At 55.2% G+C, this 14,237-nt stretch carries 16 protein-coding genes and 1 other RNA gene; 10 read left to right on the top strand and 7 right to left on the bottom strand.

What is annotated here, in order from left to right:
* The first annotated feature begins 7 nt into the window (after positions 1-7).
* From ABJI08_RS02680 to ABJI08_RS02720, 9 genes are all read left to right on the top strand, one after another.
* On the top strand, positions 8-655 hold the full coding sequence (locus ABJI08_RS02680; protein WP_348400274.1) for a ferric reductase-like transmembrane domain-containing protein: 648 nt from the start codon (positions 8-10) through the stop codon (positions 653-655).
* Positions 656-660: 5 nt separating this feature from the next.
* Positions 661-1,015: a transfer-messenger RNA gene (ssrA, locus tag ABJI08_RS02685) on the top strand.
* Positions 1,016-1,089: 74 nt separating this feature from the next.
* A complete protein-coding gene (locus tag ABJI08_RS02690) occupies positions 1,090-1,518 on the top strand; it encodes a nuclear transport factor 2 family protein (protein ID WP_348400275.1) in 429 nt (142 codons plus the stop codon).
* A 126-nt stretch (positions 1,519-1,644) separates the two neighbouring features.
* On the top strand, positions 1,645-2,451 hold the full coding sequence (locus ABJI08_RS02695; protein WP_348400276.1) for a chromate resistance protein ChrB domain-containing protein: 807 nt from the start codon (positions 1,645-1,647) through the stop codon (positions 2,449-2,451).
* A gap of 1 nt (position 2,452) precedes the next feature.
* A complete protein-coding gene (gene chrA, locus ABJI08_RS02700) occupies positions 2,453-3,697 on the top strand; it encodes a chromate efflux transporter (protein WP_348400277.1) in 1,245 nt (414 codons plus the stop codon).
* 82 nt (positions 3,698-3,779) lie between these two features.
* The gene (locus ABJI08_RS02705; RefSeq protein WP_348400278.1) at positions 3,780-4,241 is read left to right on the top strand and encodes a ClpXP protease specificity-enhancing factor SspB; all 462 of its coding nucleotides are present in this window, start codon (positions 3,780-3,782) and stop codon (positions 4,239-4,241) included.
* A 130-nt stretch (positions 4,242-4,371) separates the two neighbouring features.
* Entirely contained in the window at positions 4,372-5,766 is a 1,395-nt protein-coding gene (gene fumC, locus ABJI08_RS02710; protein WP_348400279.1) for a class II fumarate hydratase, read from the top strand.
* Complete coding sequence (locus ABJI08_RS02715; protein WP_348400280.1) at positions 5,766-5,942, top strand: DUF4169 family protein; 177 nt, start codon at positions 5,766-5,768, stop codon at positions 5,940-5,942. Before fumC ends, ABJI08_RS02715 begins: the two co-directional genes overlap by 1 nt.
* Positions 5,942-6,169, top strand: a complete 228-nt coding sequence (locus ABJI08_RS02720; protein WP_348400281.1) for a ribbon-helix-helix domain-containing protein — start codon at positions 5,942-5,944, stop codon at positions 6,167-6,169. The genes ABJI08_RS02715 and ABJI08_RS02720 overlap by 1 nt, the downstream gene beginning before the upstream one ends.
* Before the next feature lie 58 nt (positions 6,170-6,227).
* Here the strand turns inward: ABJI08_RS02720 and ABJI08_RS02725 are convergent, their stop codons facing one another.
* A complete protein-coding gene (locus tag ABJI08_RS02725) occupies positions 6,228-6,638 on the bottom strand; it encodes a SufE family protein (RefSeq protein ID WP_348400282.1) in 411 nt (136 codons plus the stop codon).
* 124 nt (positions 6,639-6,762) lie between these two features.
* Here ABJI08_RS02725 and ABJI08_RS02730 point away from each other — a divergent pair, with 124 nt between their 5' ends.
* Entirely contained in the window at positions 6,763-7,254 is a 492-nt protein-coding gene (locus ABJI08_RS02730; protein WP_348400283.1) for a hypothetical protein, read from the top strand.
* 58 nt (positions 7,255-7,312) lie between these two features.
* Here ABJI08_RS02730 and rnd read toward each other — a convergent pair whose 3' ends face one another.
* From rnd to zwf, 6 genes are all read right to left on the bottom strand, one after another.
* Positions 7,313-8,470, bottom strand: a complete 1,158-nt coding sequence (gene rnd / locus ABJI08_RS02735; protein ID WP_348400284.1) for a ribonuclease D — start codon at positions 8,468-8,470, stop codon at positions 7,313-7,315.
* An 87-nt stretch (positions 8,471-8,557) separates the two neighbouring features.
* A complete protein-coding gene (gene purN, locus ABJI08_RS02740) occupies positions 8,558-9,151 on the bottom strand; it encodes a phosphoribosylglycinamide formyltransferase (protein WP_348400285.1) in 594 nt (197 codons plus the stop codon).
* Complete coding sequence (gene purM / locus ABJI08_RS02745) at positions 9,148-10,194, bottom strand: phosphoribosylformylglycinamidine cyclo-ligase (protein WP_348400286.1); 1,047 nt, start codon at positions 10,192-10,194, stop codon at positions 9,148-9,150. Before purM ends, purN begins: the two co-directional genes overlap by 4 nt.
* Positions 10,195-10,384: 190 nt before the next feature.
* Positions 10,385-11,983 (bottom strand): glucose-6-phosphate isomerase, encoded by a 1,599-nt coding sequence (gene pgi, locus ABJI08_RS02750; RefSeq protein ID WP_348400287.1) that lies wholly within the window; start codon positions 11,981-11,983, stop codon positions 10,385-10,387.
* Positions 11,984-11,987: 4 nt separating this feature from the next.
* Positions 11,988-12,659 (bottom strand): 6-phosphogluconolactonase, encoded by a 672-nt coding sequence (pgl, locus tag ABJI08_RS02755; RefSeq protein WP_348400288.1) that lies wholly within the window; start codon positions 12,657-12,659, stop codon positions 11,988-11,990.
* On the bottom strand, positions 12,656-14,107 hold the full coding sequence (zwf, locus tag ABJI08_RS02760; protein ID WP_348400289.1) for a glucose-6-phosphate dehydrogenase: 1,452 nt from the start codon (positions 14,105-14,107) through the stop codon (positions 12,656-12,658). The genes pgl and zwf overlap by 4 nt, the downstream gene beginning before the upstream one ends.
* Positions 14,108-14,237 lie beyond the last annotated feature (130 nt).

A 14,237-nucleotide genomic window follows, 5' to 3' on the forward strand; every position in this document is an offset into this window, starting at 1 on the left:
GCCGATTATGGCATCCCGACCTACGCCTAAGTCAGCCAGACCCACACTAATTTGGCTGGCACTTTTGGGCGCGATGACGATGCCGATCATAATCGCAGCCTTCAGCCCCTACCTCGCTTATCGCGACCCGGCCTACATTATTGCTGGCTTTGCAGGTATCATCTGCCTCGCACTCTTCCTGATCCAGCCCTTGTTTGCCGCAGGCTATCTGCCCGGCTTACACCCGATGGGCGCCCGGCGCTGGCACCGCGGCATTGGTTCGGCAATTTTTCTGTGCGTCGTCCTGCACATTGGCGGGCTCTACATCACCAGCCCACCTGACACGCTCGACGCCCTGATGCTGGTCGCGCCAACCCCCTTTTCCGTCTACGGCGTCCTTGCCACTTTGGGCCTCTTACTGACCGCTCTGCTGCTGATCCTGCGCCGGAAACGCACCCTGCGTTATCCATTGTGGCGCATGCTTCACAACGTTCTGGCGTTAGGCATCGTTGGGGCCACCATCATTCACGCGCTCCAGATCCAGGGCACGATGGGACCCATTTCAAAATGGTTGCTATGCGGCGCGGTACTTGTGGTGACATGTGCAACGTTGCTTGATCAACGCCTGATCCGACCCAGTCGCGCCCGGCGCCATGCGCTGAACCACAACAATTGACCGAAATGCTTGCGACTCGTGCCCAGCTTGCCTATTTAAGGGATGTTCCCTCGGGAACTATGAACATAAACGCGCTCGCAATAAGCGGATCGGACCCGGGGGCGGTACCCGGCGTCTCCACCAACCATCCTTCATTTGGGGATCGATGGGGACGAAATAGGATCGACGGACGTCTAAAGGAGTTAGCTTTGTTTCGGCTGTCTGCCACCGTTATCGGCGAAACTTGTACAATTGCAAATGACAATCGTGCTCCGGCAATGGCAGTAGCAGCGTAAGCTGTTAATGTCGCCGAAACTTAACTCCTTGGGTTTAGCGACCTGAGGCGGGGTTCGCAGGCACCTGGCAACAGAAGCCTGCACTTCCAAAATTAACCTGCTGAACACCATTTGCCGTTAGATTCGAGCCTGAAATGCAATGCAACTCAGGTATTCATCATGGAAAAACGGGAAATCTTGGAACAATGGTATCAACGGGTCTGGATCGACGCGGATCTGGATGCCATCGATCAACTGTTCAGTTCGGACACACAGGCTCAGGGCGTATTGCCTGATCTTCAGGTCGGGCCGGATGATTTTCGCGAACTGGTGCCCATGTTCCTGGAGCTGGTCGAAGAGCCAGCTGTGTCATTGGACAAAGTTATGGAGGATGGGGACTGGGCTGCGGCGCTATACTCCATGCGGGTAACAAACCCGGCCAACGGCCAGCCGGTGATTGGATCAGGTCAGCTTTTTGCCCGGTTTGAAAACGACAAAATGGTCGAAACTTATAACAGCTTCGATTTCATGAGCTTCTTTGAACAAATGGGCCTGTTGCCGGAACAATCGTTGGCAATATGCCTGACCGGACAACGAATTGGCGCCTAGGATATCAATTCCACATTGACGAAACGGCCTGGAACATCCATTTTTACCACATGGGGTAACGCGACCACCCCGTGAGGCTCCGGCCCAAGGATCGCATCCACTGACCTTTTTCAGAAAGGATGCTTTATGCCGTCTCTCAATGAAATAACTGTTGCGCAGCTGATGCGCTTGTTCGGCGGGCCGTCGACCCCGGTGTTGCTCGATGTGCGCATCGACGAAGATGCGGATGCCATGCCATTTATCATTCCCGGTTCAATCCGTATTGCCCACAATGACGTCCTTGACCTGTTGCCGAAAATCAAAGGGCGCAAGGTTGTCGTGATTTGTCACAAAGGCAAAAAACTCAGCCTTGGCGCCTCTGCGATATTGCGCTCGGTTGGAGTGGAGTCAGAAAGTCTTACGGGTGGTGTCGTCGATTGGAAAGCGGCAGGTTATCCAATGACCCCGCGCTCTGCATTAACAGGCAAACCCGGTGAACCAACTCTTTGGGTGACCCGCCATCGTCCTAAAATAGACCGCATTGCCACTCCTTGGTTGATCCGGCGTTTTATTGATCGCGACGCTCGTTTCTTATATGTGCCCCCGGCAGAAGTGTTGGATGTGGCTGACCGATTCAGTGCCACAGCCTTTGACACCCCCGGTGCGCCTTTTTCCCATGTCGACGGAAAATGCACATTTGACGCCATAATCGGCGCATTCAACTTGAGCCACGAACCGCTGGATCGCTTGGCAGAACTTGTGCGGGCGGCAGACACCAACCAACTAGACGCCTCCCCCCAAGCCGCCGGGCTTATGGCCATGTCAGTTGGCCTGTCACGTCTCTACAAAGACGATCAGGATCAGCTAAACGCAGCCCTGCCCCTTTATGACGCGCTATATCGCTGGGCCCGCGATGGTTTTGACGAAGTTCACGACCACCAAGAGGCGCGCTAAAATGGCCGAAACATCGTATTCAGACCTGTTTCGGGTCTTTGGACGTATTGGATTGCTGTCTTTTGGGGGCCCCGCCGCTCAGATCAGCCTGATGCACCGTGAACTGGTCGACCGAACCGGTTGGCTCTCAGAAGAAGAATTTCTGGGATCATTGTCCTTTTGCATGCTGTTGCCCGGTCCCGAAGCCATGCAGCTGTCCACATTCTGCGGATGGAAATTGCGTGGAACACCGGGCGGCTTGCTGGCCGGGCTACTCTTTGTCCTGCCCGGCGCGGCCATAATATTTGCCCTCGCCGCGCTTTATCTCAGCGTTGGGGATCTCCCGCTGGTTCAGGCTGCCTTTCTTGGTATCAAGGCCGCCGTTGTCGCCATTATCCTTCAGGCGCTTTTGCGTCTCTCGCGCAAAGTGCTGCTTGGGCCGCTGGAATGGGGCGTCGCTTTGGCCAGTTTCGCCTGCCTTTATACCGGGATCGCACCATTTCCAGCAGTTATTGCGGCTGCTGCCCTTATCGGTTTTTTACGCCCGGCGACTGGTGATCCGGCGCCACATGTTTCACACAAAACAACGCTCACCCAAACCCTCAAAACGGTCGCCTTTTGGGGCGCCTTGTGGGCCTTCCCAATTCTGATTCTTGCCGCGCTCGACGCACAATTCCTGACCAACATCGCAATTTTCTTTTCCAAACTGGCCGTGGTCACATTTGGCGGCGCCTATGCCGTCCTTGCCTACATGGTTCAGGCGGTTGTGCAGGACTTTGGCTGGATCACAACGGGCGAAATGATGGATGCGCTTGGTCTGGCCGAAACCACGCCCGGCCCGCTGATCCTTGTCACACAATTTGTAGCGACGGTAGCCGGGCATCATCAAGGTGGGGCAACGCTGGCAATACTGGCAGGGATTACAGCGCTCTGGTGCACCTTTATTCCTTGTTTTCTATGGATTTTTGCAGGTGCCCCGCATGTATCCGGCATCCTGAACACCCCCAAACTGAAAAAGGCGCTGCACGTGATTTCGGCTGCTGTCACTGGGGTTATCATCAATCTCAGCCTTTGGTTCACGCTCTCCCTGCTGTTTGGCACTTTGTCGTCAGAAACAGGCATTCCCCTGCCCGATCTGACCCAATTTGACACAATGACGGCGGTCCTGATCGCTCTCGCCATCGCGTTGTTATTACTGGCGCGACTACCGCTTTTGATGGTGCTTGGTGTCTGTGCAGTTGCCGCTGCAGTTCCTGCGCTGATCTAACCCGTAAAAATTTGCGGCAGGTCGTCTTTCGTTTCCTGCCGAATCTACTATGGTGAGGTCAAAGACACTCAAGAAGGCCGCCATGTCCCGAACGATTGATTATGGAAACCTGATGCATCGCGCCATGCGCAGTCTCATTCAAGAGGTGTTGGAGGATGTTCAGAAAAACGGGCTTCCCGGTGAACATCATTTCTTTATCACGTTTGATACACAGCATCCCGACGTTGATATCGCGGATTGGCTTGCCGACCGCTATCCCGGCGAAATGACGGTTGTGATGCAGCACTGGTATGACAATCTCGAAGTGACGGATGAAGGGTTTGGCATCACGCTCAACTTTGGCGATTCCCCGGAACCTCTTTATATTCCTTACGATTCTATCAAAACCTTCGTTGATCCATCGGTTGAGTTTGGACTGCGGTTTGAAACACAGGATGATGAGGACGAAATCGAAGAGATTTTGGAAGAATCCGAACTGGAAGCCGAGGAAGAAGCGCCGCAAAAAGATGCGGACGTGGTCAGCCTGGACAGCTTCCGAAAGTAACACGAGCGATACAGGATCACGCCACCGCGACGTTTTGTGGCGAAACGTTAGCGGTATCCCACGGTATACAGTATTGCACTTTGCGCCCTTTAGGGTATGACATTCGTGACTTGATTTACCGGAGGTCACGATGGCTCAAACTCGCACCGAAACCGACAGCTTTGGCCCGCTGGAAGTCCCCACTGACAAATATTGGGGCGCCCAAACGCAACGTTCGATCATGAATTTCCCAATTGGCTGGGAAAAACAGCCCATCGCCATCGTGCGCGCATTGGGTGTGATCAAACAGGCGTGCGCCATGGCCAACATGGCCAGCGGCAAACTTGACGCCAAAATCGGCGAAGCCGTTATTCAGGCCGCGTCCGAAGTGGTCGCTGGCAAATTTGATGACAACTTCCCATTGGTCGTCTGGCAAACCGGGTCGGGCACTCAGTCCAACATGAACTCCAACGAAGTGATCGCCAACCGGGCCATCGAACTTCTGGGTGGCGTGATTGGTTCCAAAGACCCTGTGCATCCCAATGATCACTGCAACATGGGCCAGTCTTCCAACGACACATTCCCCACAGCCATGCATATCGCCACCGCGATGTCCGTGCGCGACGTGCTGATGCCCGGTTTGACCAAACTGGCCGAAGGTCTTGAGGCCAAGGCCGAGGAATTCAAAGACATCATCAAGATCGGCCGCACCCATACGCAGGATGCGACTCCCCTGACACTGGGTCAGGAATTTGGCGGCTATGCGCACCAGATCCGTCAGGGCATTGCACGTGTGAATGCCGCCCTGCCCGGCATTTATGAACTGGCGCAAGGCGGCACTGCCGTTGGCACCGGCCTGAATACACAACATGGCTGGAGCGAAACGGTTGCGGCAAACATGGCCGAAATCACCGACCTGCCTTTTGTGACTGCACCTAACAAATTCGAAGCACTGGCAGCACATGACGCCATGGTCTTCATGTCCGGCGCGCTCGCCACTGTGGCCGGGTCGATGTACAAAATCGCCAACGACATCCGTTTCCTTGGCTCCGGTCCCCGCTCGGGTCTGGGCGAATTGATCCTGCCGGAAAACGAACCGGGATCGTCGATCATGCCGGGCAAGGTCAACCCGACACAGGCCGAAGCGATGACACAGGTCGCCGCACACGTCATGGGCAACAACGCCGCCATGACCTTTGCCGGCAGCCAGGGTCATTTCGAACTGAACGTCTACAATCCAATGATGTCCTACAATCTGCTGCAATCGATCCAGCTTTTGGGCGATGTCGCAGACAGCTTTACGACGCGCATGCTGAACGGCATTCAGGCCAACGAGCCGCGCATCGACAAGCTGATGAAGGAATCGCTGATGCTGGTCACGGCGCTTGCGCCAACAATCGGCTATGACAACGCGACCAAGGTTGCCAAAACCGCGCATAAAAACGGCACCACCCTCAAGGAAGAGGCCATCGCGCTTGGCTTTGTCGACTCAGAAACATTTGACGCCGTGGTTCGCCCGGAACAAATGGTTGGACCCAAAGACTGATGTCTGAGCCGGTCAACCTGAACCGGTTTCGAAAACAAAAGACGCGGGCTGCCAAAAAGGCCCGCGCCGACCAAAACGCTGTCAAATTCGGCCGCACCAAAGCCGAAAAAGACAGCACGTCACATGCGGCTGATAAAGCAGCGGATCATGTCGACAAACACAAACTGGACGAGTGATGAGCGCGCGCCCCGTCAAACGCTCTCTGACCCTCAAAGGTCATCGCACCAGCGTCTCACTCGAAGACGATTTCTGGCACGCGTTTCGCGAGATTTCTGAAATTAAGTCGATACCAATCAACGCGCTAGCCGCCGAAATTGATGCGAAACGAGATCTGGAAACAGGCCTCGCCACAGCGATCCGACTATACGTTTTGGCCTATTACAAAAACCGCGCCCACCCCTGATCACACGCCTTCAGTAATCCCAAAATACGCGCGCCGCAGGCACCCAACAGACCAGAAATCAGACAGCGTCAGCCGCCACCAGGCGAATGCGTTCGATCATCGCCCGCAACCCGTTGGATCGCTGTGACGACAGATGTTCGTTCAGACCAAGCCGCTCCATCTCGGCGCGCGCATCCACTTTCAAAACATCTGCAACCGGCAATCCGCTATACAGCTTGCGCAACAAAGCAATCAGACCGCGCACAATCATCGCGTCGCTGTCACCTTCAAAACTGAATACACCGTTCTCAATACGCGGATGCAGCCAGACCTGACTGGCACAGCCATCCACCTTGGTGGCGGCCACCTTCAGCGCGTCATCCAGCGGTGGCATGTCCTTGCCCTGCTCGATGACAAAGCGATACCGGTCTTCCCAGTCGTCAAAAAACTCAAAATCTTCGACGATCTCTTCAAATGCTTCAGTCGCCATGCCGGTTCTCCTTTGATCGACAGTGACCTAAGCGGCCTTAAGCAAAAGGTCCACCCCGCCATTCACGCTTTTCAAGCCGTCCGGGATGCGGTAACTCAATGAGGCAAAGAATGAGGCCCGATTGATGCGCATTGCCCTGTCTGTATTGTTGATCTCCACGCTTACTCTCAGCGCCTGCCAGTCGCGTTGGAATCCGTCAACCTGGTTTGATGGCAATAACCAGGTGCCCAAGGGTGACGTGAACCCTTTGCTGCCGCCTGAAAGCCAGGGTCTGTTTTCGCCGGGACCGGATCCTGTTTATCCCGGCACACCTGTTTTGCAAATTCAATCTCTCAAAGTCGAGCGTGTCCCCGAAGGGGCTCTGATCACGGCTGTAGGCCTGCCTTTAACGCACGGTGTTTTTGACATTCGATTGCGTCCCAGAAATGAAGGTAAAGTCGAAAACGGTGTTCTGACGCTGGACCTTCTGGCCATCCAACCGCCCGGTTCACCGCGTGGCGGCAACGAACAGTCCAGGGAAGTCACAGCCGGTTATGTCGCGACCAATCAAGACCTGCAAGGTGTACGCACAATCAGGGTGGCTGGTGCACAAAACGCCCGAGAGGCGCGCCGTTAAACAGCACTTACACCGACGCAATACAGACGTTGTGCCGACACAGCCCAATTGAAGCTGTCTAAAGCGTCACGATCCGAACGGATCCGCCTTTTGCGGCCAGGGCAACGCGCCCTTCACATAGACGCAATGCATCCTCGCCAAACACTTCGTTGCGCCAGCCATGCAATGCGGCCACATCTCTGTTACCAGATGCCAGCAAATCCAGCTCTGACGCCGTTGCGATCAGCTTGGGCGCCACACCAGAGCTTTCGGTCTTGGCCTTCAACAGCACACGCAGCAGATCAGCCAAAGCCGGGTTAACCTGTTGTTTGTCATCGCGCTTTTCAACAACCGGCATATCTTCCGGTGCACAGTTTTTGCCAAGCTCAACGGCCTTTAGAATACCTTCTGCGATCTCACCGCGACGGGCTTCACGCAACAACAGCCGCGACCGGCCAAGATCATTCAGGCTGCCGGGTTTGGTCGAGGCAAGCTCAATTAACGCATCATCCTTGTACACCCGGTTTCTCGGCACGTTCCGGCTTTGTGCATACCCTTCACGAAAGCGCGCCAACTCTCTGACAATACTCAGGAATTTGGGAGAATTGGTGCGCGTTTTTACACGTTTCCACGCTTGGGACGGCTTAACAGTATACGTGTCCGGGTGGGTTAACAGCTGAAGCTCTTCTTCCACCCAATGACTGCGCCCGGACTCTTGCAAACGTGCGGCAAGAAATTCGTAGACGCGCCGCAAATGGGTCACATCCGCCAGCGCATATTTCTGCTGTGCGTCGGTCAGCGGGCGTCGGGACCAGTCGGTAAATCTACTTGATTTATCAACACCTTGCTTGACGATCTTACGAACCAGCGTTTCGTAGCCCACCTGTTCGCCAAACCCGCAAACCATGGCCGCAACCTGTGTATCGAACAACGGTTCCGGAAAAACCTGCGCCTCAACAAAGAAAATTTCCAGATCCTGGCGGGCGGCATGAAAGACCTTTACCACACTCGTGTCGCGAAACAGGTCGTATAATGGCTCCAGCGACAAACCCTCAACCAGCGGATCAATCAGAACGGCAGTGTCGTCATCTTCGCCCGGCACGGCCATCTGTATCAGGCACAGTTTGGAATAATACGTACGTTCCCGAAGAAATTCCGTATCAATCGTTACATAAGGAAACCCCCGCGCCATCTCACAAAACTGGGCAAGGTCTTCCGTGGTTGTCAGGGTTCTCATATGTGGAGGATCTTCTTTTTTCTGCGTTGCCTGTATTTGATAACAAGAATTACGCACAATCTAAGGGGAATGCAAACTTACCTTAGGTTACAAACGGATTAGCGACGTATCGCCACCAGCAAAGCGGCGCAAAACCGCCGGATAAAGCCTGTGCTCTTGCGCAAGAACGCGTGTCGCCAGCGTCTCAGCCGTATCGCCGTCCAGCACCGGCACATTGGCCTGTCCTAAAATCGGCCCATCATCCAACGCCGGTGTCACCAGATGCACAGTGCAGCCATGTTCACGATCCCCGGCTTCCAGGGCCCGAGCATGTGTATGCAACCCTTTATATTTAGGTAGCAAAGACGGATGGATATTCAGCATTTTCCCGTCCCAGGGTGCGACGAATCCCTCAGTCAGGACCCGCATGAACCCGGCCAGACATAGAATGTCAGGCGACACCTTGTCCAATTCAGCTTGCAAAGCGGCCTCAAACGCGGGGCGGTTGCCTTTGAACGGGCGATGATCCACCACCGCCGTTGCGACGCCCATCTCCTGCGCCTTTTTCAGACCGCCCGCATCGGCGCCATTCGCCAACACCAGCACAGGTTCGCCCGCGTGATCGCCGCTTTGCATGTCCTCGACAAGCCGGACCATGTTTGACCCGCCACCTGAAATGAATATGGCGACGCGTTTTTTCACAACAGGCTGCCCGAATACCGCATCCCGGCCCCTTGGGTGATATGGCCCATCCGATAGACTGTTTCGCCCTGCTCTTTCAGCAAAGCTTCCAACGCGTCTGCCCGATCAGCTGACACCGACAGGATCATGCCCACGCCGCAGTTGAACGTCTTGAGCAATTCCGCCTCTTCCATACCGCCGGTCGCTGCCAACCATTTGAACACGTCAGGCAAGCCCCACGCAGTCAGATCCACATCTGCGCCCAGCCCTTCTGGCAGAACACGTGGCAGGTTTTCCGTCAGACCACCGCCGGTGATATGCGCCAACGCGTGCACGCCACCCGCCCGCACTGCAGCCAGCGCTTGCTTCACATACAGCCGTGTTGGCGCGAGCAAGGCCGCCCCCAATGATCCTTCGGCCCAGGGACAATCGTCGTCCCACGCCAGTCCGGACAAATCGACCAGCTTGCGCACCAGCGAATAGCCATTGGAATGCACACCATTGCTGGCCAGACCCAACAAAACGTCGCCCTCAGCCACGCCATCCGGCAAATCCGCGCCGCGTTCCATCGCGCCCACAGAGAACCCGGCCAGATCGAAATCACCGGCTTCGTACATGCCTGGCATTTCTGCCGTTTCGCCGCCAATCAGGGCACAACCGGATTGGAAACACCCTTCCGCGATACCTTCGATGATGCGCGCGGCAGTTTCTGTCTCAAGCTTGCCTGTCGCAAAGTAGTCGAGGAAAAACAAGGGTTCAGCCCCCTGACACACCAGATCGTTGACACACATCGCCACCAGATCAATGCCAACACCGTCGACATTTCCGGTATCGATTGCGATGCGCAGCTTGGTACCCACACCGTCAGTGGCGGCCACAAGGATCGGATCGACATATCCGGCCGCCTTCAGATCGAACAACGCGCCAAATCCGCCCAGCCCGGCCATCACGCCGCTGCGTGTCGTGCGCTTGGCTGCTGGCTTGATCCGCTCAACCAATGCGTTGCCAGCGTCAATATCCACGCCTGCATCCGCATACGTTATGCCGTTTTTACCGTCGCTCATGGACCACTCCGTATTTGCTTGCGCACGCACTAGACCATCCCCGCGTTAAGGGCAACGACTTCGATACATTCGAATGTCGAATCAAGTGCGCGAATGGCCTGTTTTTTAGGCCATTCGCACACATTTTTTCGATTGGGATGTCGTTGACGCGACTCGCGCCGCATCCAGGTCCGGATCAGGTCCCGCGTAGTCAGACGGCTCCAAGAATATGGGTCAGCAAGGCCTTTGTTGAGTCAGACACATTATCCGAACAGGCACCGCCAGAAACAGCAGGAACAAGACCATTGGCCAGCTCCTTGCCCAATTCCACGCCCCACTGGTCAAACGAATTGATGCCATAGATAACGCCTTCGACGAACACCCGATGTTCATACAGCGCCACGATTTGACCCAAAACATAGGGCGTCAGCTTTGCGTAAACCAATGTTGTCGAGGGCCGATTACCAACGAACACACGATGTTTGGACAGTTGATCCAACTCCGCTCCGGTGACACCTTTGGCCTCCAGCTGCGCGCGCGCTTCGGCTTCGCTGCGCCCTTTCAACAAGGCTTCGGATTGCGCCAGACAATTGGCGATCAACGCGCGATGATGTTCGCTCAGCTCAGGCTCATGCCCGGACTTGCCAACCAGAAATTCACAAGGCACAACCTGCTGTCCCTGATGGATCAACTGGTAAAACGCATGTTGGCCGTTAGTGCCGGGTTCACCCCAGACAACAGGCCCGGCAACGCGCCCCAGCGTCGAACCATCAATCGCGACACGTTTGCCGTTCGATTCCATTTCCAGCTGCTGCAAATAGGCAGGCAAACGCGCCAGCCGTTGCTCATACGGCAGAACAGCGCGCGTTCCATGTCCACAAACCTGCTGATGCCAAATCCCGACAAGCGCGAGCAAAACAGGCATGTTTTGCTCAAACGGCGCATCGCAAAAATGGCGATCCATCGCTTGCGCACCGGACAAAAACTGTTCGAACTCATCCGGGCCAATGGCCAGCATCAGCGAGAACCCAATGGGACCCCAAACCGAATAACGTCCGCCAACCCAGTCACCAAACCCGAAAACTCGGTCTTCGGGGATGCCGAATTCAGCGCATTTATCAACTGCCGATGAAATGGCGACAAACCGCTCTAACGCGGCCTCGCCCCCGGCCCAGGCCAGAACAGAGCGCGCATTCAACAACGTTTCCTGAGTGGTAAATGTTTTGGACGCCACAATCACCAGCGTTGTCTCTGGATCAAGCGACGCAACCGTATCCGTCACATCCGCACCATCCACGTTTGAGACAAAATGGCACCGCGGCCCATCGTGATATGGCGCCATCGCCAAAACGGCCATCAGCGGACCGAGGTCTGAACCACCGATCCCAATATTGACGATATCCGTAATGCGTTTTCCGCCACCGGGAAAGCTGCCATCGCGCACAGCATGCGCCAGCTTGGCCATGCGTGCCCGGGTCGCCCGGATTTCCGGCAAAACATCTTCGCCCTCAAAAACAACCGGCGCACCGTCCAGATTGCGCAACGCCGTATGCAAAACTGCACGGTCCTCAGTCACATTGATCTTTGCGCCGGAAAACATCGCATCACGTTTATGCGCAACCTGCGCGGCCTCAGCCAAATCAACCAACGCCTTTCTGGCAGCATCATCAATGCTGGTCTTGGAATAATCAAACAGCAATCCGTCGCTATTTAACGTAAATTCCTGTGCCCGGCCCGGGTTGGTTTCAAACAAACCCATAATGGCGCGGTCCTGTGCTGCACCGCGCATATTGTCCAGATCATGCCACATAAAACTACTCCGTCCAGTGAATTTGCGCGCCGGTCATAACAGCGCGTATTGGGGCTTGTTCGACAGGCAAATGTTTTGCCTTTTCAAGCGCTTCCCGCTTGTCATTGCCCTTGATAAGAATATGTTTGCGAACGGCCCCTTCCAGAACCCGCGCCGACAACGTCACGCGGATATCAGGCAGATCGTCGCGACGCACCGGCAACAAAATCGGCGCATCCGGCGCCAGGGCAGCTTGCAGGCCGTCAGAATCGGGGAACATCGACGCGGTGTGCATGTCCGCCCCCATGCCCAACATCGCCACTGCCATAGGCAATTCCGGCGCAATCATCGCTTCGATCTCGGCCAAAACCTCTTCGGGTTCGTGGCTTGGTGCAAACAACGGAATAAACCGCGCACTCATCGCGCGGTTCACCAGCAAACGTTCTTTGATCAGGCGCGCATTTGAACGTTCGTGATCTTCCGGCACCCAGCGTTCGTCTGTCAGCATCACGTCAACGCGCGACCAGTCCAGATCAACGGCGCTCAACGCGTCAAAAACCGGCCCCGGCGTGGTGCCACCCGGCACAGCCAACAGCGCACGCTCTTCGTGATGCAAAGCTTCTGACAGGTCGTCAGCCAGTGCATTGGCAACATCGATCGACATCATGTCAAAGTCTGGATACTCATTAAAAATCAATGTGTTATACCTCTCCATTCACGTCCGTCGCGCCGCATCAACAAGGCAGCGTCATCCGGACCGGCTGAAAATGAATCATAGGGTTTGGGCACATCTCCACGTGCCTCCCACCCGCGAATTATCGGATCGGTCCAGGCCCATGCAGCCTCGACCTCATCATTGCGCATAAACAACGTCTGATTTCCCCGGATCACGTCCATAATTAGCCGTTCATAGGCATCTGGTGTGTGGGCATCCGGCCCCAGCGTTTCGGCAAAGCTCATATCCAGCGGCACGTCCATCAACCGCATGCCACCCTGGCCCGGTTCCTTGATGGTCACACCCAGTGTTATGCCCTCATCGGGTTGCAACTGGATCGTCAGCTCGTTGCGATGGCGTCCTGCCTCGGGGCCAAAAATCGAATGTGGGGTATCTTTGAACACCACGGTGATTTCACTGTCCTGCTCATTCAATCGTTTACCTGTACGCAGATAAAACGGTGTCCCGGCCCATCGCCAATTGTTCAGATGGCATTTAAGCGCAACAAAACTTTCGGTTTTTGAACGCGGATTATCCACATCTTCGCGATAGCTATTGAACCCGTCTGCCGCAGTATACTGGCCCCGCACCAGATGATGCGGCTGCACCGAATCCAATGCCCGGATCACCTTAAGTTTTTCATCCCGCACTGCATTTGGCTCAAAAAACGAAGGCGGTTCCATCGCGATCAAACACAGCAATTGCATCAGGTGGTTCTGAACCATATCGCGCATTGCACCTGCTTTTTCGTAATACTCGCCGCGCCCACTCACACCAACCGTCTCAGCCACTGTGATCTGAATGTGGTCGATATATTGCGCGTTCCACAACGGTTCAAAAAGCATATTACCGAACCGTACCGCCATCAGGTTCTGCACTGTTTCTTTGCCAAGATAGTGATCAATGCGGTAAATCTGCGTTTCGTCAAAATGCCGGGCAAGCTCGCGGTTCAGTGCGCGCGCGGTATCCAGATCGTGACCAAAGGGTTTTTCGACAACAATCCGGGTCTGCTCATCGACCAGCCCGTATTTGTGCAAGCGTTCAGACAGGTCCGAAAACACGCTGGGACCCACCGAATAATAAAACGCCCGCACTTTGTCAGGGATCATCATCTCGCCAAGCGCCTGCCACCCGCGATCTCCGCGCGCATCGACCGATACATAGTGCAGCATGTCGCAAAACGCGTTAACCGCCACAGTATCAAACGCGGCTTCTCCGGCGAATTCTGACAAGGCGCTTCGCACAAAATCGCGATATCCTAGGTCGTCCAATTCTCTGCGCGCGACGCCAATCAATCTGGATTCGCCCGGCATTTGGCCGCCACAAAACCGTTTGAACAGCGCAGGCAGGATTTTGCGTCGTGCAAGATCCCCTGTTCCGCCAAATACGATCAAATCAAAAGAGTCGACTGGTATGATCCGTGCAACCATAGCCTGATACTTCTCCCGCCGGTCTGCCCGGAACAAAACGTTAGCGCTAACGAAGGTAATAACACCCCAATACTATCACGGCAACCCGCCTTCACAACTGCGTCAAGCTCAAGCAAATCAGTTTAACGCG

Origin of the sequence: Shimia sp. (assembly GCF_039969785.1) — a bacterium.
Lineage (GTDB): Bacteria > Pseudomonadota > Alphaproteobacteria > Rhodobacterales > Rhodobacteraceae > Shimia.

What these genes read in the sequence shown, in the direction of transcription:
- pgi (WP_348400287.1), bottom strand. Translation starts at nt 11,983, where the DNA reads ATGTGGCATGATCTGGACAATATGCGCGGTGCAGCACAGGACCGCGCC.
- fumC (WP_348400279.1), top strand. Translation starts at nt 4,372, where the DNA reads ATGGCTCAAACTCGCACCGAAACCGACAGCTTTGGCCCGCTGGAAGTC.
- chrA (WP_348400277.1), top strand. Translation starts at nt 2,453, where the DNA reads ATGGCCGAAACATCGTATTCAGACCTGTTTCGGGTCTTTGGACGTATT.
- rnd (WP_348400284.1), bottom strand. Translation starts at nt 8,470, where the DNA reads ATGAGAACCCTGACAACCACGGAAGACCTTGCCCAGTTTTGTGAGATG.
- ABJI08_RS02690 (WP_348400275.1), top strand. Translation starts at nt 1,090, where the DNA reads ATGGAAAAACGGGAAATCTTGGAACAATGGTATCAACGGGTCTGGATC.
- zwf (WP_348400289.1), bottom strand. Translation starts at nt 14,107, where the DNA reads ATGGTTGCACGGATCATACCAGTCGACTCTTTTGATTTGATCGTATTT.
- ABJI08_RS02725 (WP_348400282.1), bottom strand. Translation starts at nt 6,638, where the DNA reads ATGGCGACTGAAGCATTTGAAGAGATCGTCGAAGATTTTGAGTTTTTT.
- ABJI08_RS02720 (WP_348400281.1), top strand. Translation starts at nt 5,942, where the DNA reads ATGAGCGCGCGCCCCGTCAAACGCTCTCTGACCCTCAAAGGTCATCGC.
- ABJI08_RS02730 (WP_348400283.1), top strand. Translation starts at nt 6,763, where the DNA reads ATGCGCATTGCCCTGTCTGTATTGTTGATCTCCACGCTTACTCTCAGC.
- purM (WP_348400286.1), bottom strand. Translation starts at nt 10,194, where the DNA reads ATGAGCGACGGTAAAAACGGCATAACGTATGCGGATGCAGGCGTGGAT.
- ABJI08_RS02715 (WP_348400280.1), top strand. Translation starts at nt 5,766, where the DNA reads ATGTCTGAGCCGGTCAACCTGAACCGGTTTCGAAAACAAAAGACGCGG.
- ABJI08_RS02705 (WP_348400278.1), top strand. Translation starts at nt 3,780, where the DNA reads ATGTCCCGAACGATTGATTATGGAAACCTGATGCATCGCGCCATGCGC.
- ABJI08_RS02680 (WP_348400274.1), top strand. Translation starts at nt 8, where the DNA reads ATGGCATCCCGACCTACGCCTAAGTCAGCCAGACCCACACTAATTTGG.
- ABJI08_RS02695 (WP_348400276.1), top strand. Translation starts at nt 1,645, where the DNA reads ATGCCGTCTCTCAATGAAATAACTGTTGCGCAGCTGATGCGCTTGTTC.